The sequence below is a fragment of the Curtobacterium sp. VKM Ac-2922 genome (assembly GCF_022815645.1).
Taxonomy (GTDB): domain Bacteria; phylum Actinomycetota; class Actinomycetes; order Actinomycetales; family Microbacteriaceae; genus Curtobacterium.
Map to the genome: position 1 here is coordinate 43,218 of NZ_JALGRO010000017.1, position 17,627 is coordinate 60,844.

Here is a 17,627-nt window from a genome sequence, read left to right on the forward strand (position 1 = left end):
GACACGGGTCCCACTGAAGTCGACCCGCCGTCCCGGATCGACGGAGGGCATGATGCTCGAGGACACCAGCGCGGACACCGCGGCAGCCGCCGCAGCGGCCGCGACCCTGCACCTGCGGATCACGATCGTCGGGGCCACCGTCGACCTGCTCCGGGACGTGCCGTTCCACGAGGCGCGGCCCGACGCCGTCGCCGAGCGGCTCGACATCACGGTGCACGAACTGCAGCAGCACTTCCCGTCGTGGGACGGCCTGGTGCTCGCCGCGCTGGACCGGTGGAACGGCGCGCGGATGGACGAGGTCACGCGCGAGGTCGGCGACGGCAGCACCGTGCAGCTCCTGCGCGGGATCGTCGCCTCGAACGCCGAGGACCCGGCCCTGATGCGCCTGCTCGTCGCGCTGCTGTCGGTCGCGGGGAACCCCGCACACCCGATGTCGTCGTACCTGCGGTCCCGCTACCAGCTCTTCTTCGCGCAGATCAAGCGCGGGCTCGAACACGACGTCGCCGTCGGACGCGCGCCGCACACGATGGAACCCCGACGCGGCGCCGAGCAGCTCATTGCCCTGTACGAGGGCCTGCAGCTGCAGGCACTGCTGCGTGCCGACCTGGACCTGGTGCCGGCGTTCGACCGGGCCGTCGGCCGACTCGAGCGCGGGTGGATGGAGCGGTACCAGCCGCAGGCCGTCCGTCGGCTGTCGACGTGGTCCGACGACGGCTGGGACCTGTAGTCCGCCTGCGGCGCAGACGCGGGGCGCTCGCGTCGTCCGCCCGCTGCACACGGTGCGCGCCCGCACGGTTCAGTGCGTGCGCGGCAGCCGCGGCACGGTGCCGTTGCCGGGGTCGTACCCGCTGTCGCGGATGACCCGCAGCGCGGTGGTGTCGTTGTGCACCGAGTGCACCACGACCCGTCGCGTCCGGCGCAGGGCCCGTCGTGCCCCCGGGGTCGCGAAGAGCCCGCCCAGCACGAGTCCGGCGCCGATGCCGAGCGCCACCGACACCGCCGCGACGAAGTCCAGCGCGGCACTCGAGCTGCCCGACATGACGTTCAGCAGCGCGTTCGACACCGCGACACCGGGCAGCAGCGCGCCGCAGAACGCCGGGACCGAGATCGCCGACACCGCGGTGCGCATCCGAACCGCGGCGTACGTCGACAGCACACCGAGCAGCACCGCCGCCACGAAGGTCGCGCCGAGCAGCGGGATCCCGAGCTGGCGGAGCCCCCACAGCGACGCGCCCGCGGCCACCGAGAACACGACCGCGACCGGGATCACCCGCGCGCTCGCCTGCTGCACGAAGCAGTTCGCGCCGGCCGACACGACCGTCAGCGACAGCGACGCCCACAGCGGCAGTGTCTGCGTGACGATGCCCGACGGGTCGATCTCCAGGTGCAACCACGTCGTCAGCGCGATGCCGGCCGGCACCCCCACGACGATCGCGGCGATCACCAGGCCGATGTAGAACGCCCGGGCGACCGCCATCGCCCGGAAGCCGGAGATGGCGTCCTGTGCCCAGGTGACCAGTGACACGTGCGGCAGCAGCAGCACCACCAGGGCGGCGACCATCGTGGCCGCCCCCGCCGGCTGCAGCACCCCGGCGCCGATCGCAAGGGTGCCGATCACCGACGCCACGGCGCCCTGCGCGCCGGACACGAAGAACTGCGGGTACCCGCGTCCGGTCAGCCAGCGCCCGGAGACGATGATGCCGAGCATGAGCACGAAGGCGCCGACGCCCGCACGCCACCCGCCACCGGCCTGCATCGCGACCGAGGTGCCGAGGATCGACAACCCCACGTCGGCGACCCACATCGGCCACCGCGGCGGCATCCGCAGCACCGCGACCAGGGCGCTGACCGCCGAGGTCATGTCGCGCTCGTCGTGGATGACGTCGTCGACGATCTGGTTCGCCCACGCCAGTCGGTTCAGGTCGGACCCGTCCGAGCGGACCGTGCGGATCTTGACCAGGGTCGGACCCTCGGCGGGGGCGTACTGGATCGTCACCGAACTGCCCGTGAAGTCGAGCTCGAGCGGCGCCAGGTTCCACTTCGTCGCCACCGCCACCAGGGCGATCTCGACGCTGCGGGTGTCAGCTCCCGACGCGAGCATGACCTCGGCGACGTCGAGACAGAAGTCCACGATCTGCACCGCGGTGTACTGCGCGGCGGCCTGCCGGTCGGGTTCGACGTGCTCGTAGATCGAGCCACGGAGCCGAGCGCGGATGTCGCGCAGGTCGTGCTGGGCGACATTGCGCGCGCGAGCACGGTGCGGAGGACGAGGGGGCCGGCCCGTCCGGGGAACAGGGTGGAGCGGATCGGGCATCACGCCATTGTGCCTGGCGTCCGCCGCATGCGTCATCCACGCGTCCTGCACCCGGCCTGGACGCATGCCCTACCGTGTCGGGTATGCCATCGACGTCGACGGAGACCGCCCGCGCGCTGCTGCAGGAGCTCGATCCCGGGGCCACCCACCGTGACGTGGACGCGTCGCTTCGAGCGGCCGGGTGGACGCCGTGCGGCACCGGCGACTGGGCGTGGGCGCTGCGCTCGCCGGACGGTTCCGTCGTCGCGCGGATCAGCCCGTTCGACCCCGCCGCACCGTACGCAGCGATGTTCTACCGCCAGGCTTCCGACACCGGGCAGGTCCCGGCACTGTTCGGCCACCGCGTGCTGGACGGCGGCGGCGACCTGACCCTGATGGAGCCACTCGGCCCGGTTCCCGAACCGGAAGCGTCGACGTTCCTGCACGCCGTCGCCGCGGGTGCTCCCGAGGTCGCGGAGCTGGCAGGGCACGTGCGCCAGGTGCACGCACGCGGTGCCGCCGAGCAGCCGCGGTGGGGCCCGCTCGACTCGAACCCGGCGAACGTGATGCGGGGTGCGGACGGTCGACTCGTGTTGACCGACCCGTACTACGCGGACGGACCGAACCTGTACCGCACGGTGCTCGAGGACCCGGACCGCGTCGTCCGTGCCTTCCCCGCGGCGCGCCGACGGTTCATGACCGAGCTGCCGCTGGCCGGGTCCGGTGGGTGGCCCGACGGCGACGCGGAGCGGATGCGTCAGGCGATCGCCGCGGCGGACGCCCGGCTCAGCGCGGCGGACGGACGCTGAGCCGCCCTGAGGCGAACGCGGCGGCGACCGCACCGACGACGGCGAGGCCGACGCCGGTCCACAGCTGCCAGGGCGTCCTGCCGGCGACGAAGGCGGAGCCGGACAAGGGCGCGTACGCGTACCAGCCGAACGACGCCGGTGACGAGGGCGCCGTCGCGGCCACGACCACACCGGCGACGACGGCCACGACGCCGAGCCACAGCGTCACGTGGGTCCAGGGGCGGGGGCGGGCCGTCATGCTCTCGAGCGTACCGACCGACGCAACAGGAGGCGCGGTGCCAGCCGGCACCGAGCCTCCTGTTGCGTCAGGTGGTGACGACTACTGCTCGAACGTCGCGTTCAGCGAGATGTCGACCCCGGTCAGCGCCTTGCTGACGGGGCAGGTCGCCTTGGCGTCCTCGGCGGCCTTGAGGAAGGCGGCCTCGTCGATGCCGGAGACCTCGCCGTGGACGGTCAGGACGATGCCGGTGAGCTTGAACCCGCCCGCGCTGTCCGGGCCGAGCGAGACGTCGGCCTTGACGTCGAGGGCCTCGACCGTGCCGCCGGCCTCGCCGAGGACCGCGGAGAACTGCATGGCGTAGCACGCGGAGTGCGCGGCGGCGATGAGCTCTTCCGGGCTCGTCGTGCCGCCGGCGTCCTCGGCGGCGCGCTTCGGGAACGACACGTCGTAGGTGCCGACCTTGGAGCTGGAGAGTTCGACCTGGCCGGAGCCGTCGTTCAGGCCGCCGTTCCAGGCGGTGCGAGCGGTGCGCGTGGGCATGGGCGCTCCTTTCGTGTGGGGGTGCGGACCCGAGCGGGTCCGTCGCAGCCGAGTCAATCGGAGAACGACCGTTCTCGCAAGCCGTTCTCGGCGAAGACGCAGTCTCGCTACGATCGCGGCATGGGGGAGTGGACGTTCCGCGAACGCGCGATGGTGCCCGGCGCTGTCCGGGGTACAGGGCCGCTGCTGGCGTGGGCCCGGTTCTGGACGCAGGGGTGGCGGTTCCACGGGCGTGCCAGCCGGTCCGAGTTCCTGTGGCCGCTCGTGCCCGAACTCGTGCTGGTGGTGCTGCTGGTCGGTCTGCCGATCTGGCTGGGCACGCCCTGGCGCTGGGACGCGTACGGCGACCCGTTCGGCATCGTGCCCTCGCCGGCCGTGCACTTCGCACTGCTCGGCGATCCGTCTCGCGGCGTCGAGTTCGGCTTCGGCGGTGGGGTCCGGGTCACACCGAACCCGTGGGACACGGTGGTGATCGTCGGGCTGGCACTGACCGCCCTGCCACGGTGGACGCTGCTGGTGCGCCGGCTGCACGACCGCGACCACACCGGGCTGTGGATCCTGCTGCTGGTGTTCACCGGACCGATCGGCTGGCTGGTCCTGGTCGTGATGGTCCTCCGCGAGCCCCGGTCGAGTGGCGCGCGGTTCGACCCGAGCCTGGCCGACGCGTTCCGGTCCGGTCTCCGCACGCCTCGGACTAAACGACAGGTGTAGCGTGACGCGCATGCGTGCAGTCGTCTTCGAGCAGTACCAGACCTTCCCGTCCCTGACCGAGGTCCCGAAGCCGACACCGGGTCCGGGCGAGGTCCTGCTCAAGGTCGCCGGTGCTGGCGCATGCCACTCCGACGTCGCCGTGTACCGCGAGTTCCAGCAGGGGCAGCCCGGGGCCCAGGCACCCGCGTTCGTCCTGGGACACGAGAACTCCGGGTGGGTCGAGTCCGTCGGTGACGGCGTGACCGGGTTCACCGAGGGCGACGCCCACCTGGTCTACGGCCCCACCGGCTGCGGCCACTGCACCTTCTGCTCGAAGGGGCAGGACACCTACTGTGTGAACGCGGCCACCAACCCGGCGGCCGGCATCGGACTCGGGCGCGACGGCGGGATGGCCGAGTACGTGGCCGTGCCCGCTCGCAACCTCGTGCCACTCGGAGATGCGGACCCGATCGCCGCCGCACCGCTCAGCGACGCCGGTCTGACGCCGTACCACGCGATCAAGAACGCCCTGCCGAACCTGGCCGGTGGCGGACGCTTCGCCCTGGTCGTCGGCCTGGGCGGCCTCGGGCAGATCGCCGTGCAGATCCTGACCGCGCTGACCGGGGCGACCGTCATCGCGACGGACATGAAGCAGGACGCCATGGACCGCGCCGCCGCCCGGGGAGCGCTGACCGTCCCCGGAGGCCCCGACCAGGCCGACCGCATCCGTGAGCTCACCGGCGGGCGGGGTGTCGACGCGGCCTTCGACTTCGTCGGCGCGGCGCCCACGATCACGGTCGCCCAGGCGTCGATGGCCGTCGGCGGGCGGTTGACCGTCGTCGGCATCGCGGGCGGCACGACGACGTGGAACTTCTTCTCGACGCCGTACGAGTCGACCATCACGAACACGTACTGGGGCACGATCGAGGACCTGCACGAGGTCGTCGCGATGTACCGCGCGGGTCAGATCGTGCCGGACGTCGAGCGGTACGCGATGGACGACGCGCTCGCGGCGTACCGCAAGCTCGAGGCCGGCGAGCTGTCCGGGCGCGCGGTCGTGGTCCCCTCGGCCTGACCGCGCCTGCACGTCTGCGGCCCGCGTGCCACCCCCGCAACTGGGGCTGTGGGCGATCGCGTGCACTTGTGACGATCGTTCGGCGACGCGAACAGGGCGCGTCGGACGACCCACTTGCGGGTCGGCGGCCCGCGCCGTTCTCCGCGGGAGCAGGGGAACCATGCGCAGGACCACGATCTGGACCAGGGCCGTCACCGCCGTCGCCGCGATGGCGGTCGCCCTCACCGGCGCGCTCGTCGCCGCGCCCGCACACGCAGCCACCACGCACGTGGGCACCATGAAGGCGGGGACGACGCTCGTCCCGGGTGACCAGGTCACCTCGAACAACGGACAGTTCCGCCTCGTCATGCAGGGCGACGGCAACCTGGTCGAGTACGGGGTGGGCAACGTCGTCCTCTACGCGTCGGACACGGCGAACAAGCCCGGCGCGGTGGCGGTCTTCGGCACGGATGGCGTGATGACGCTCCAGCTCGGTGGCAGGGCGTTCAAGCAGTGGGGCACGAGCACCACGCGCGGCCTGGACTTCGGCGTCCGTCCCGACGGCACCATGCGGTCGATGAACACGGCGAAGCAGGTGCTGTGGTCGATCGCGTCGTTCCAGAGTCGCGTCCCCGCCGGATCGGTCCTGCTCGCGGGCACGACCCTCCGGCCGAGCGCCAGCACGGCGCAGGTCGTCACCATGCAGCCCGACGGCAACCTGGTGCAGTACACGAACGGCAAGCCGACCTGGTCCACCCGGACGAACAACAACCCGGGCGCGTGGGCGGCGATGCAGACGGACGGCAACTTCGTCGTCTACCGCGCCGACAAGAAGGCCATCTGGTCGACCGGCACCCACCGCGCCGGCGGCGGGACCCTGCTGCTGCAGGTCGACGGCAACATCGTGCTGTACGGCAAGGCGGGCACGCGGGTGTGGTCCGCACGCGCGGTCACCACGCTGCAGTGGCCCGTCGTGAGTCGCGTCATCAGCGGCCGCTACGGTGACGACCGCGGCGCCGGACACGTCCCGCGCTACCACCAGGGCACCGACGCCGCCGTCGGCATCGGCACGCCCGTGTACTCGTCCGCGCCGGGCACCGTGTCCAAGACCGTCGCCAACGACCCCTCGTACGGCAACTACGTCGTGGTCACCTACGGCGTGACGACCGTGCTGACGGCGCACCTCAGTCAGATCGAGGTGTCCACCGGGCAGACCGTCCGCGCCGAGCAGGAGATCGCGAAGTCCGGCAACACCGGGCAGTCGACCGGACCGCACGTGCACGTCGAGGTCCGGGTGAACGGGAACCTGACCGACCCGCTGACGGTCCTGCAGTTCCGCTAGCCGACCGTCGGGCCGTCGGGCCGTCGGGCCGTCGGGCCGTCCGGTTGTCCGACCGTCAGGCCGTCGGGCCGGCCGTCCGCAGCTCGGCCGCGCGGTCGGACGAGGACCTGGCCGCGTAGCCGATCCGGCTCTCGCGGACGTGCCGCCCCATGCGCTCCGCCGCCTGGTCGACGTCACCGGCGTCGATGGCGGCCAGGATCCGGCGGTGGTCCGGCCACAGCCGCTTGCCACGCGAGGACGTGTCGAGCGCGTACAGCCACTCGATCTTGCGGGACAGCTGCACGAGCAGGGTCGCCAGCGTGCTGCTGCCGGACAACTCGGCGACCAGCAGGTGGAAGCGTTCGTTGAGGTCGACGAGCAGGTCGAGCTCGTCCCGGTCCACCGCGGCGTCCCCGTCGTCGAGCACGGCACCGAGTGCGCGACGGACCCGCCACCAGTCCGATGGTGGGGCGTCTCCGTCGAACAGGGTCCGGGCGCGGACCGCTGCCCGTCGCGCCGTGGCGATCTCGAGGGACTCACGGACGGCGAACAGGTCGTCGGCCTCGTCGAAGGGGATCTCGGCGATCCGTGACCCGACGTTCGGCCGCGACACCACGAAGCCCTCGCCCTCGAGCCCTCGCAGCGCCTCGCGGACCGGCACCCGTGAGACGCCGTACCGCTCCGAGAGGAACGCCTCCGTCACCCGGGTCCCCGGTTGCAGGGCGCCCGACACGATGTCGCGACGGATCGCGTCGAGGACCCCGCCACCGTTCAGCACGTGCACCAGCGTCTCACGCGACTGCCTCGGCGAGACCCCTCCCGGGGATGGCGTCGAGCAGGTCACGCGTGTACTGCTCCTGCGGGTCGTCGAACACGTCGGCGACCGAGCCCCGTTCGACGACCGTCCCGCGGCGCATCACCACGACGTCGTCGGCGATCCGCCGGACCACCCCCAGGTCGTGCGTGATGAACAGGTAGCTCAGACCCAGGCGGTCCTGCAGGTCCTCGAGCAGCGCCAGGATCTGCTCCTGCACCAGCACGTCGAGCGCCGACACCGCCTCGTCCAGGATGAGCACCTCGGGCTCGAGCGCGAGCGCCCGCGCGATGGCCACGCGCTGCCGCTGCCCGCCGGACAGCTCGTTCGGCCGCAGCTGTGCCACCGACCGGGGCAGGGCGACCTGGTCGAGCAGCGTCGCCACGCGTTCGGTCCGCGAGGCGCGGTCGCCGACACCGAACACCCGCAGGGGTTCGTCCACGATCCGCTCGATGGTCGAGGTCGGGTCGAGCGACCCGTACGGGTCTTGGAACACGGGCTGCACGCGGCGCCGGATCGCCCGTCGTTCGGCACCGCGAGCCGTCCCGATCGCGTGCCCGTCGACCAGTGCCGTGCCCGAGGTGGGGGCCTCGAGCCCGAGCAGGACCCGAGCGACCGTCGTCTTGCCCGAACCGGACTCGCCCACGACCGCGGTCGTCGTGCCGCGGCGGACCTGGAACGAGACGCCGTCCGCCGCTCGGAGCGTCCCCGCCCCACGTCCACGGACCCGGTACTCCTTCACCAGGTCGGTCACGACGAGGATCGGTTGCCCGGCATCGGTCGCCGGCTCCGTGAGCCCGGACAGCGCGGGTGCCGCGGCGATCAGGCGCTTCGTGTACTCGTGCTGCGGATCGCCCAGGATCGCCTGGGGAGCGCCCTGCTCGACGACCTCGCCGTCGAGCATCACCACGATCCGGTCGGTGCGGTCCGCGGCGACGCCCAGGTCGTGCGTCACGAACAGCAGCGTGGTGCCGTGCTGGTCGACGAGCGTCTGCAGATGGTCGAGGATCTGCCGCTGCACCGTGACGTCGAGTGCGCTGGTCGGTTCGTCCGCGATCAGGAGTTCGGGTTGCCGTGCCAGGGCGATCGCGATCAGGATGCGCTGCCGCATCCCGCCGGAGAACTCGTGCGGGTACTGGTCAGCGCGTCGGGCCGCCTCGGGGATGCCGGCCTCGGTCATGAGCGCGACGACCCGGTCGCGGATCGCGGCCCGTCCCTTCATCCCACCGGCCCGGAGCGTGTCGGCGATCTGTGCGCCGACCCGCATCGACGGGTTCAGGTTCGTCGACGGGTCCTGGGGCACCAACCCGATGCGTCCGCCACGCACGGGCCGCATCACGGACTCGTCCGCGGCGCCGATGTCCACGGACCCCAGGTGGATGGAGCCGCCCGTGATGTGCCCGGCACCGGGCAGCAGTCGCAGCACGGCGGCGATGAGCGTGGACTTGCCGGACCCGGACTGCCCGACGATCGCGACGCGCTCACCGCGCCGGACGTCGAGGTCGACGCCGTGCAGGACCTCGCGGTCGCCGAACGCGACCCGCAGGTCGCGGACCGACAGCAGAGGGTCGCCGTGGTCGACGACGACGGTCGGGAGGCCCGGTTCGGCCCCGGCGGTCGGGCGGCGGTCGTCAGCGTCCTGTGGCATGGCCCTGTGCTCCTCTGGGGTTGGCGGCGGCGCCGAGGACGCCGGTGGCGGGGTCGCGCGTCACGCACGACAGGCGACCGAGCGACCAGTCGCCGGCGCGGGTGACGACGTGGCCGAGCTGCTCGAGCCCCGCGATCACGTCGTCACCGAGGCGGTCCTCGACGACCAGGCCGCCGGGGGTCCACGTGCGGGGCCAGAACGACCCCGGGAACGACGTCGTGTGCAGGGCGGGGGCGTCGATCGCCTGCTGCGGGGAGTACCCGCCGACGATGGTGCGCAGCAGGAACAGCAGCTGCCACTGGTCCTGCTGGTCGCCGCCGGGCGAACCGAGCGCCATGACGGGTTCGCCGTCGCGCAGCACGAGCGTCGGGGTGAGCGTCGTGCGAGGGCGCTCGCCGGGGCGCAGCGTCGACGCGGTGCCCGCTTCGAGCCAGGTCATCTGCAGGCGGGTGCCCAGGCAGAACCCGAGCTCGGGGATCGTCGGGCTGGACTGCAGCCAGCCGCCGGACGGCGTCGCGCTGACGATGTTGCCCCAGCGGTCGACGACGTCGATGTGGCACGTGTCGCCGCGCGTCTCGCCGGTCTCCATCACGATCGGCTCGCCGCGGTCCTCGGCGGGTGCCGCCGTCCCGCCGCGGGCACCGGGCACGGTGGGCTCGCCGACGCCGGCGATCGGCTCGCCGCCGGGCGTGTAGGTCTCGCGCAGCGGCGGCAGCGCCCCCGCGGGGACACCGACGGTGCCCGGACGCAGCTCGTGCGACGCCCGCTCGCTGATCAGTGCACGACGGGCGTCGGAGTAGTCGTCGGCGAGCAGCTGGTCCATCGGGACGTCGCCGTCGCCGTAGTACGCCTCGCGGTCGGCCAGGGCGAGCTTCTGCGCCTCGACGATCGTGTGCGCACCCCGGACGGTCGACGGGTCGAGCAGCGCGTCGTCCAGCGGGTCGAGCAGCCGCAGCGTCTGCAGGAGCGCCGGGCCCTGACCCCACGGCCCGGTCTTCGCGATCGTGCACCCGCGGAACTCGGCCGTCGTCGCCGGTTCGTACGACGCCCGGAACGCTGCCATGTCGCCCGCCCGGATCACGCCCGCGTGGTCGGTGCCCGACGCGTGGCGGTGCGGGTCGCGCACGAACCGGTCGACTGCCTGAGCGACGAAGCCCGTCGCCCACGCGTCGCGCGCGGCGTCGATGCGCGCAGCGCGGTCCGCCGGGCCGTCCCCGTCGGTGCCGGAACCCGCGTCGACCAGCCGGTCGAGCACTGCGGCCCAGGTCTCGTTGCGCAGGACGGTGCCGGGGACCGGTGCCGAGCCTCCCGGCAGCCACCGGTCGGCCGAGCTGGGCCAGTGGTCCCGGAACAGGTCCGCGACCGTCGCGATCGTCGCGGCCACGCGCGGTGCGACGGGGTGACCGTCGCGCGCGTACCCGATGGCGTACGCCAGCACGTCGGCGAGTTCCCACGTGCCGTGGTCGCGGAGCAGCAGGAACCAGGCGTCGACGGCGCCGGGCACGGCAGCGGCCAGCGCACCGGCACCGGGTACCAGATCGAGGCCCTCTGATCGGAAGTGCTCCGGGGTGGCGGCCGCTGGGGCGGGGCCCTGGCCGGACAGGACCGTGGGGACCTTGTCGGCAGCGGTCGCGAAGACCGCCGTCATGTCGCCGCCCGGGCCGTTCAGGTGCGGTTCGACGACGTGCAGGACGAACGCACCCGCGACGGCGGCGTCGAAGGCGTTGCCGCCGCGTTCCAGGACGGACTGTGCGGTGGATGCTGCGGTCCAGTGCGTCGCGGCGGCCATGCCGAACGTGCCCTGCAGGTCCGGTCTCGTCGTCTCGACACCGGGTTCGACGAAGGCGGGGTTGGAGCTCATGGTGCGTGCTACTTCCGGTCGGAGGCGGTCGGGTCGAGGGCGTCGCGCAGGGCGTCCCCGAACAGGTTGAAGCCGAGGCAGATCACGGCGATCGCGACACCCGGCACGACGGCGGCCCACGGCGCCTGGCCGAGGTACTGCTGCGCGTCGGACAGCATGATGCCGAGGCTCGGCGTGGGCGGCTGGATGCCGAGCCCCAGGAACGAGAGCAGGGCTTCGCCGATCACCGCGACCGGCATGATCACGGTGGCCTGCACGATGATCGCGGACAGGCAGTTCGGCAGGACGTGCTGCACGATGATCCGCGCGCCGCCGGCGTCGAGCGTCCTCGCGCTCGTGACGAAGTCGGCGCTCGTGATCCGGAGCGTCTCGCCGCGGACGATGCGGATCATCGCCGGCACGTGCGAGACACCGATCGCGATGACCGCGTTCGACAGGCTCGGACCGCTGATGGCAGCGAGCCCGACCGCGATGATCAGGAACGGGAAGGCCAGCGCCACGTCCGTCAGGCGCGAGATGATCGCGTCGAGCCACCGCCAGTACCCGGCGAGTAGGCCGAGTGGAGTGCCGACGACGACGGACACCAGCACGGACAGGGCTCCGACGATCAGCGAGACCTGGATGCCGTACAGCGTGCGGGACAGGATGTCGCGCCCCAGGTCGTCGGTGCCCAGGCCGAAGCCGACCGTGAACGGCACCTGGAACGGCAGGTCGAAGTGCGTCTGCGTGGGGTCGTGCGGCGCGATGAGCGGTGCGGCGATCGCGGCCAGCACGACGACGGCGAGCATGACGCCGCCGGTCAGGCCCAACCGGTTCGCCCGCACCTGCTTCCAGACGCGGCCACGGCTGGAACCGAGGTCGAAGGTGGTCGTCACGGCGGTCACTGGGTGCCTCCCACGCGGATCTTCGGGTTGATGACCGAGTACAGGACGTCGACGGCCAGGTTGATGAGCACGTACCCGACGGTGATCACCAGCACCACGGCCTGGATCACCGGGTAGTCGCGGGTGAACACCGCATCGAGGGTGAGCTTGCCGAAGCCCGGCAGCGCGAAGATGCGCTCCGTGACGACGGCGCCCGAGATCAGGCCGCCGAGCTGCAGGCCGACGATCGTGACGACCACGATCATCGAGTTCCGCAGGCCGTACCGGAACAGCACCCGGCCCCGGCTCAGGCCCTTCGCGCGGGCGGTGCGGACGAAGTCGGTCTTCATCGTCTCGATCATCGACGCGCGGGTCTGTCGCATGATGACCGCGGCGAGCGAGGTGCCGAGGATGAGCGCCGGCAGGGTCAGGTGGGAGATCGCGCTCGCCGGGTTCGTCGTCATCGGGACGTAGCCCGACGCCGGGAACCACCCCAGGCCGGCGGCGAGCCACACGATCGCCAGGATGCCGAGCCAGAAGTTCGGCACCGACAGGCCGACCAGCGCAGCGGCGTTCGCCATCCACTCGGGCCAGCGACCGCGGTACCGCTCGGCGATCGTGCCCAGGGCGACGCCGACGACGACCGCGACGACGATGGCGTAGAGCGCGAGCCACAGCGTGACGGGGAGCGTGCCGCCCAGGAGTTCGGTGACCGGGGTGCCCGTGCGGGTCGAGCGACCGAAGTCGCCCTGCAGCGCGTTCACGACGAAGCGCCAGTACTGCACGAGGATCGAGTCGTCGAGGCCGAGCTGCTGGCGGACCACCGCCAGGCGTTCGGGACTCGCCTCTTCGCCGGCCAGTGCGAGTGCCGGGTCGCCGGGCAGCTGCCGGACCCCGACGAACACCACGATCGACGCGAGCACGAGGGTGATCGCGGACTGCCAGAGCCGCGTGGTCACGTACCGGATCACTTGCTGCCGCCTTCCACGAACGCGGCCTGGCTGAGCCGGACCACACCGTCTGCGTACGTCGAGACGCCCGCGATGTCGTTCCGGACGCCGGTGATGCTCCGGGTCCGGTAGAGGTAGATGATCGGGTCGTCCTGCTGCACGATCGCGGTCATCTCGCCGTACAGGGCAGCGCGCTCCTGCTCGTCGGTGGCCTGCGCGGCGCGGTCGATCAGGTCGTCGACGTCGGGGTTGCTGTACCCGGCGTAGTTGTTGCCGCCGCCGGTCGCCAGGAACCCGCCGATGTTGCCGTGCGGGTCGACACGGCCGGACCAGCCGAGCTGCAGCGCCTGGAAGTCGCCGCGGGTCTGGTCGTCCAGCAGGGTCGTGTACTCGACCGGGGTGATCGTGATCGCGAACCCGCCGGCCCGGGCCTGCGACTGCAGCGCCTGGGCGAAGCGGACGGTGTCGGGGGTGTTCGTCACCTCCATCGCGATCGGGAACGGCTGTTGCACGCCCGCCTGCTGCAGGATCCGCTTGGCCCGGTCCGGGTCGTACGCCGGGCAGGCCGTGCTGGCCTTCGTGGCGAACACGCTGGTGTCCGGGACCGGCGAGCACGCGACGTCAGCCCACCCGTGGAAGACGCTCTGCACGAGTTCGGCGCGGTTGATCGACATCGACAGGGCCCGGCGCACGTCGGCGCGCTTCGCCAACGGGGTGTCGATCTGCTTCGGGTCCGTCCCGACGCCGTCCTGGTTGCCGATGTTCACGGTGATGCCCTGGTAGCCGAGCGACCCGACGCGCAGGACGCTCAGGTCCTTCCGCTTCCGCAGGTCGTCGACGTCCTGGGTCGAGATCGTGTCCGCCACCTGCACGTCGCCGGACCGCAGGTTGGCGGCGCGGATGCTGGCGTCGGTGATGATCCGGTACGTGATCGTGTCGAAGTGGGCGCTCGCCGGGTCGTAGTACTTCGGGTCGCGCTCGACCTGGATCGAGGTCTGCGGGACGCGCTTGACGAACTTGTACGGGCCGACGCACACCGGGGCGTCCCCGAACGCGTCACCCTCCTGCTGCAGCGCCGTCGGGGACATCACCATGCCGGCACGGTCCGCGAGCGCCGCGGTGATCGGGGCGAACGGGGTGTCGTAGTGCAGCCGCACCGTCCGGTCGTCGACGGCCTCGACCCGTGACACCGGACCCATCTCGCTCTTGCGGCTCGAGTCCTCCTTCGTCAGGTTCCGCTCGAGCGTCGTCACGACGGCCGCGGCGTCCAACGGGGTGTTGTCGGCGAACCGCACGCCGGTCCGGACCGGGAACGTGACCGTCTTGCCACCGTCGGACACCGTCGGCAGGGCCGTCGCGAGCATCGGAACGATCGTCCCCTCGGCGTCGATGTCGTAGAGCTTCTGGCACATCGTCTCCATGACGTACCGGGTGTACAGCGACGACGACGTGGTCGGGTCGAGACGGTCCGGCTCGGCCGACAGCGCCATGACGAGGTCGCCGCCCTCGCGGACCTGCTGCTCGCCGATCGGGGACGTGGTGACGGTGCCGGCGGTCGTGCCGCCGGCCTTCGAGCGTTGGACGGGGACGCACGCCGTCAGGGCGAGTGTCGCTGCGATGACGACGGCGGGCAGCGCGATGAGCGTGCGACGGCGTCGGGAGCTGATCCGGGACATGGAGTTCCTGATGCTGGTGGGCTGTGGCGTTCCTTGTGGGATCGCGCTCAGGAGATGCTGTGATTGCATACAATCACACGTGATCGGACCGGCTTGTACACAATGTGTTTCGAGTGTGTAAAACCGGGGCTGTCCGCAGGTCGGTCTCGGCATCCGGTACGTCACGGCCCGCGTCCGGCACGTCGAGGGGAACGACCCACGAGCGCCGCAGATCCAGGAACGGTACCTGCGGGCCCTCGGGACACTGCCTCGTCGATGACCGAGATCGCCAAGTCCGGCAAGACCGGCCAGTCAACCGGGCCCCACGTGCACATCGAGACGCGGATCAACGGCACCTCGAAGGCCCCGTTGACGCAGCTGCACTTCCGCTGGTCCCAGCGGGTGTGCGCCGCGAATACAACATGTTCGGTGCCCCAGTGCGTGGTCCGGCAAGATCGCGCGATGGTACCCTTCCCGCTCCGCTCAGACCGGCCCACCGCGTTCGTCTACGTCGACGGCTTCAACTTGTTCCGCCGGGCGTTGCAGGGCCATCACGACCGCAACTGGCTCGACCTCGAGCTGCTGTGCGAGCGGCTGCTCCCGACGTTCGACGCCGGGCAGATCCGGTACTTCACCGCACGCGTGCGACACGTCGAGGGGAGGGACCCACGGTCACCCCAGCACCAGGAGGCCTACCTGCGGGCGCTCGGGACCCTGCCGTCCGTCTCCGTCCACTTCGGGACCTTCCGCGCGGACAAACGGTGGATGGCGGTGTCGCCGCTCGAGCTGGACGACGATGGTGCTCCGAAGCGCGTCCGGGTCCGGAAGATCGAAGAGAAGGGCACGGACGTCAGTCTCGCCGCCCACATGGTCGCCGATGCGATGAGCGGGTCTGCCGACGCGTACCTCCTGCTCTCGAACGACTCTGACTTCGTCGACGCCCTGCGGCTCGTGCGAGAGCGGACCCGTCACGAGATCGGGTTGATCGTCCCGACCGAGAACGCTCCAGCGCGGACGTTGCTCGAGGTGCGGCCTGATCATCTCCGGCACGTCCGGCCGGCGACCATTCGGGACAGTCAGTTCCCTGACCGTCTCGTGGATGAGCTCGGGGGGTTCGCCCGCCCGCGAAGCTGGCGAAACGCAGGAGCCCCGCTCGGCGAGCGGGGCTCCTGACCGGTTAGCCACTGACGGCACCCCGGGGGGTGATTCGACCGTAGCGACTGTCGGTACCGCGTCACAACGAACATGTCGTATCAACAGTGCTGCGGGCACCTCGAGTGGCGTAGTGCGGCACCGGCCCGCAGACATCGACGAGACCCTGCTGCCGGAACTCCGCAAGCTGACGAAGGACGTCTTCGACCTCGACTCGGTCATCAACGCAGCTGAGGAGCTGAAGTACGTCGGTGCGATCAAGCGTGAGATCGCCAGCCAGTTCCGCGAACCGGACGAGGCGTTCGTCAAGCTCTTCACCTCCAGGGTCTACGAAGGCCGCCGGGTCACCCAGGAGGTCCGGTCACAGTTCACGACGCTCGTCGCGAAGGCATCGAAGCAGTTCCTCAACGAACAGGTCAACGACCGGCTGAAGACCGCGCTCGGCGCTTCCTACTCCGCGCCGGTGAGCGTCGAAGCGTCTGAGGGGGTCGTGACCAGCGAAGCCGTCGCGCAGGACGACATCGACCGTGACACCGAGATCGAGACGACGCTCGAAGAGCTCGAGGGGTACCAGATCGTCAAGGCCATCGCCTGCAGTGAAGTCAAGCCGGACCGCATCGCGCACCGGGACCAGAAGTCGTACTTCGCCGTGCTGCTCGACGACAACAACCGGAAGCCCATCGCTCGCCTGTGGTTCAACGGCAAGAAGCAGAAGTACCTCGGGCTGTTCGACGATGACAAGGTCGAGACGAAGCACCCGATCGAGGCACTCGACGACATCTACCTGCACGCCGACCACCTGCGCGGCACGGTCGCGCGGTACGAGGTCTGAGCGTTCCGACCGCTGAGGGGCTCGGGACGCGCACACCGCCGGCGCGCTGCAGCGGTACCCGCGCCGTACCCTGGACGTGATGACCTCACGCACCGCCAGACTCCTCGTGCTCATCGTCATCGGCGTGCTGGCCGGCGTGCTCTCCGGCCTGTTCGGTGTCGGCGGTGGCGTCATCGTCGTGCCGGCGCTCATGGCCTTCCTGCACATGGACCAGCGCAGCGCGTCGGCCAGCTCGCTCGTGGCCATCGCGCCCGCAGCCGTCGTCGGGGCCGTCACCTACGCCGTGCAGGGTGAGGTCCACTGGCTCGCCGCGCTGACGCTGGCGGTCGGCGGCGTCATCGGCGCACCGGTCGGCGCCAGGCTGCTCCGCGCGATCTCGCTGCGCGTGCTGCCGTGGGTGTTCGTCGGGTTCATCGCCGTGGTGCTGGTGTCGTTGTTCACGAACACCCCGACGCGCACCGGCGACGTGCACTTCGGGGTCGTCGAGGCGCTCGTGCTGCTGGGTATCGGCCTGCTGTCCGGGGTGCTGTCCGGCCTGGTCGGCGTGGGTGGCGGGGTCGTGATCGTCCCGGGCATGGAGCTGGCGCTCGGCGCGGGCGACCTGCTGGCGAAGGGGACGTCGCTGCTGACGATGATCCCGACCACGGTTTCCGGCACTGTCGCCAACCTGCGCCGGGGCGCGGTCGATCTGCGTGTCGGGCTGACCGTCGGCATCACGGCGGCGATCTGCTCGCCGGCGGGTGCAGCACTCGCGCGGATCGTCGACCCGCAGGTGGGGACGTGGCTGTTCGCGGCGTTCCTGGTGGTCGTTGCGGTGATCGTGGTGCGCCGTGGCCTGCGCTCGGCGCGCGCCGGTGCGCAGCCGGGGCCCGGCGGTCTGGAGGGCGCCGCCGAGTCGGCGACGGGCGTGGCGGACCGGTGACGG

The 17,627-nt window shown here is 71.5% G+C and carries 16 protein-coding genes and 1 pseudogene; 8 read left to right on the forward strand and 9 right to left on the reverse strand.

All coding sequences use genetic code 11. The features are described 5' to 3' along the window. The first annotated feature begins 49 nt into the window (after positions 1-49). Positions 50-727: a TetR/AcrR family transcriptional regulator gene (locus MT346_RS17075; protein ID WP_243564289.1), complete on the forward strand. Its 678-nt coding sequence runs from the start codon at positions 50-52 to the stop codon at positions 725-727. A gap of 69 nt (positions 728-796) precedes the next feature. Here the strand turns inward: MT346_RS17075 and MT346_RS17080 are convergent, their stop codons facing one another. Next, positions 797-2,314: a threonine/serine exporter ThrE family protein gene (locus tag MT346_RS17080; protein WP_243564290.1), complete on the reverse strand. Its 1,518-nt coding sequence runs from the start codon at positions 2,312-2,314 to the stop codon at positions 797-799. Positions 2,315-2,397: 83 nt separating this feature from the next. On the opposite strand from MT346_RS17080, the gene MT346_RS17085 reads away from it, so the two are divergent. Then, complete coding sequence (locus MT346_RS17085) at positions 2,398-3,102, forward strand: hypothetical protein (protein WP_243564291.1); 705 nt, start codon at positions 2,398-2,400, stop codon at positions 3,100-3,102. On the opposite strand, the gene MT346_RS17090 is transcribed toward MT346_RS17085, so the two are convergent. Beyond that, complete coding sequence (locus tag MT346_RS17090; protein WP_243564292.1) at positions 3,080-3,340, reverse strand: hypothetical protein; 261 nt, start codon at positions 3,338-3,340, stop codon at positions 3,080-3,082. The two genes, MT346_RS17085 and MT346_RS17090, sit on opposite strands and share 23 nt — an antisense overlap. An 81-nt stretch (positions 3,341-3,421) precedes the next feature. Then, positions 3,422-3,862 (reverse strand): OsmC family peroxiredoxin, encoded by a 441-nt coding sequence (locus MT346_RS17095; protein WP_243564293.1) that lies wholly within the window; start codon positions 3,860-3,862, stop codon positions 3,422-3,424. Between the two features lie 120 nt (positions 3,863-3,982). Between MT346_RS17095 and MT346_RS17100 the strand changes: the two genes are divergently transcribed. From MT346_RS17100 to MT346_RS18235, 3 genes are all read left to right on the forward strand, one after another. Continuing rightward, positions 3,983-4,573 (forward strand): DUF805 domain-containing protein, encoded by a 591-nt coding sequence (locus MT346_RS17100; protein WP_243564294.1) that lies wholly within the window; start codon positions 3,983-3,985, stop codon positions 4,571-4,573. A gap of 10 nt (positions 4,574-4,583) precedes the next feature. Next, a complete protein-coding gene (locus tag MT346_RS17105) occupies positions 4,584-5,627 on the forward strand; it encodes an NAD(P)-dependent alcohol dehydrogenase (protein WP_243564295.1) in 1,044 nt (347 codons plus the stop codon). A gap of 160 nt (positions 5,628-5,787) precedes the next feature. After that, on the forward strand, positions 5,788-6,948 hold the full coding sequence (locus tag MT346_RS18235) for a peptidoglycan DD-metalloendopeptidase family protein (protein WP_279397206.1): 1,161 nt from the start codon (positions 5,788-5,790) through the stop codon (positions 6,946-6,948). A 55-nt stretch (positions 6,949-7,003) separates the two neighbouring features. On the opposite strand, the gene MT346_RS17115 is transcribed toward MT346_RS18235, so the two are convergent. The 6 genes from MT346_RS17115 to MT346_RS17140 are packed head-to-tail and all read right to left on the reverse strand — an operon-like array spanning position 7,004 to position 14,739. Further along, complete coding sequence (locus MT346_RS17115; RefSeq protein ID WP_243564296.1) at positions 7,004-7,711, reverse strand: GntR family transcriptional regulator; 708 nt, start codon at positions 7,709-7,711, stop codon at positions 7,004-7,006. 7 nt (positions 7,712-7,718) lie between these two features. Further along, complete coding sequence (locus MT346_RS17120; RefSeq protein WP_243564297.1) at positions 7,719-9,389, reverse strand: ABC transporter ATP-binding protein; 1,671 nt, start codon at positions 9,387-9,389, stop codon at positions 7,719-7,721. Beyond that, a complete protein-coding gene (locus MT346_RS17125; protein ID WP_243564298.1) occupies positions 9,373-11,250 on the reverse strand; it encodes a gamma-glutamyltransferase family protein in 1,878 nt (625 codons plus the stop codon). Before MT346_RS17125 ends, MT346_RS17120 begins: the two co-directional genes overlap by 17 nt. Positions 11,251-11,258: 8 nt before the next feature. Next, on the reverse strand, positions 11,259-12,125 hold the full coding sequence (locus MT346_RS17130) for an ABC transporter permease (RefSeq protein WP_243564299.1): 867 nt from the start codon (positions 12,123-12,125) through the stop codon (positions 11,259-11,261). Positions 12,126-12,130: 5 nt separating this feature from the next. Next, positions 12,131-13,084: an ABC transporter permease gene (locus MT346_RS18525; RefSeq protein WP_243564300.1), complete on the reverse strand. Its 954-nt coding sequence runs from the start codon at positions 13,082-13,084 to the stop codon at positions 12,131-12,133. After that, positions 13,081-14,739, reverse strand: coding sequence for an ABC transporter substrate-binding protein (locus MT346_RS17140; RefSeq protein ID WP_243564301.1), 1,659 nt, complete (start codon positions 14,737-14,739; stop codon positions 13,081-13,083). Before MT346_RS17140 ends, MT346_RS18525 begins: the two co-directional genes overlap by 4 nt. A 255-nt stretch (positions 14,740-14,994) precedes the next feature. Between MT346_RS17140 and MT346_RS17145 the strand changes: the two genes are divergently transcribed. The 3 genes and pseudogenes from MT346_RS17145 (at position 14,995) to MT346_RS17155 (ending at position 17,624) form a co-directional block, all read left to right on the forward strand. Beyond that, positions 14,995-15,891 (forward strand): NYN domain-containing protein, encoded by an 897-nt coding sequence (locus MT346_RS17145; RefSeq protein WP_243564302.1) that lies wholly within the window; start codon positions 14,995-14,997, stop codon positions 15,889-15,891. A gap of 130 nt (positions 15,892-16,021) precedes the next feature. Continuing rightward, positions 16,022-16,702: pseudogene (locus tag MT346_RS17150) on the forward strand (restriction endonuclease); the annotation flags it as partial. Positions 16,703-16,781: 79 nt separating this feature from the next. Next, on the forward strand, positions 16,782-17,624 hold the full coding sequence (locus MT346_RS17155; protein WP_243564303.1) for a sulfite exporter TauE/SafE family protein: 843 nt from the start codon (positions 16,782-16,784) through the stop codon (positions 17,622-17,624). The last annotated feature ends 3 nt before the right edge of the window (positions 17,625-17,627 follow it).

Coding starts and splice junctions, on each gene's coding strand:
- MT346_RS17075 (WP_243564289.1), top strand. CDS start 50: ATGATGCTCGAGGACACCAGCGCGGACACCGCGGCAGCCGCCGCAGCG.
- MT346_RS17080 (WP_243564290.1), bottom strand. CDS start 2,314: ATGCCCGATCCGCTCCACCCTGTTCCCCGGACGGGCCGGCCCCCTCGT.
- MT346_RS17085 (WP_243564291.1), top strand. CDS start 2,398: ATGCCATCGACGTCGACGGAGACCGCCCGCGCGCTGCTGCAGGAGCTC.
- MT346_RS17090 (WP_243564292.1), bottom strand. CDS start 3,340: ATGACGGCCCGCCCCCGCCCCTGGACCCACGTGACGCTGTGGCTCGGC.
- MT346_RS17095 (WP_243564293.1), bottom strand. CDS start 3,862: ATGCCCACGCGCACCGCTCGCACCGCCTGGAACGGCGGCCTGAACGAC.
- MT346_RS17100 (WP_243564294.1), top strand. CDS start 3,983: ATGGGGGAGTGGACGTTCCGCGAACGCGCGATGGTGCCCGGCGCTGTC.
- MT346_RS17105 (WP_243564295.1), top strand. CDS start 4,584: ATGCGTGCAGTCGTCTTCGAGCAGTACCAGACCTTCCCGTCCCTGACC.
- MT346_RS18235 (WP_279397206.1), top strand. CDS start 5,788: ATGCGCAGGACCACGATCTGGACCAGGGCCGTCACCGCCGTCGCCGCG.
- MT346_RS17120 (WP_243564297.1), bottom strand. CDS start 9,389: ATGCCACAGGACGCTGACGACCGCCGCCCGACCGCCGGGGCCGAACCG.
- MT346_RS17125 (WP_243564298.1), bottom strand. CDS start 11,250: ATGAGCTCCAACCCCGCCTTCGTCGAACCCGGTGTCGAGACGACGAGA.
- MT346_RS17140 (WP_243564301.1), bottom strand. CDS start 14,739: ATGTCCCGGATCAGCTCCCGACGCCGTCGCACGCTCATCGCGCTGCCC.
- MT346_RS17145 (WP_243564302.1), top strand. CDS start 14,995: ATGACCGAGATCGCCAAGTCCGGCAAGACCGGCCAGTCAACCGGGCCC.
- MT346_RS17155 (WP_243564303.1), top strand. CDS start 16,782: ATGACCTCACGCACCGCCAGACTCCTCGTGCTCATCGTCATCGGCGTG.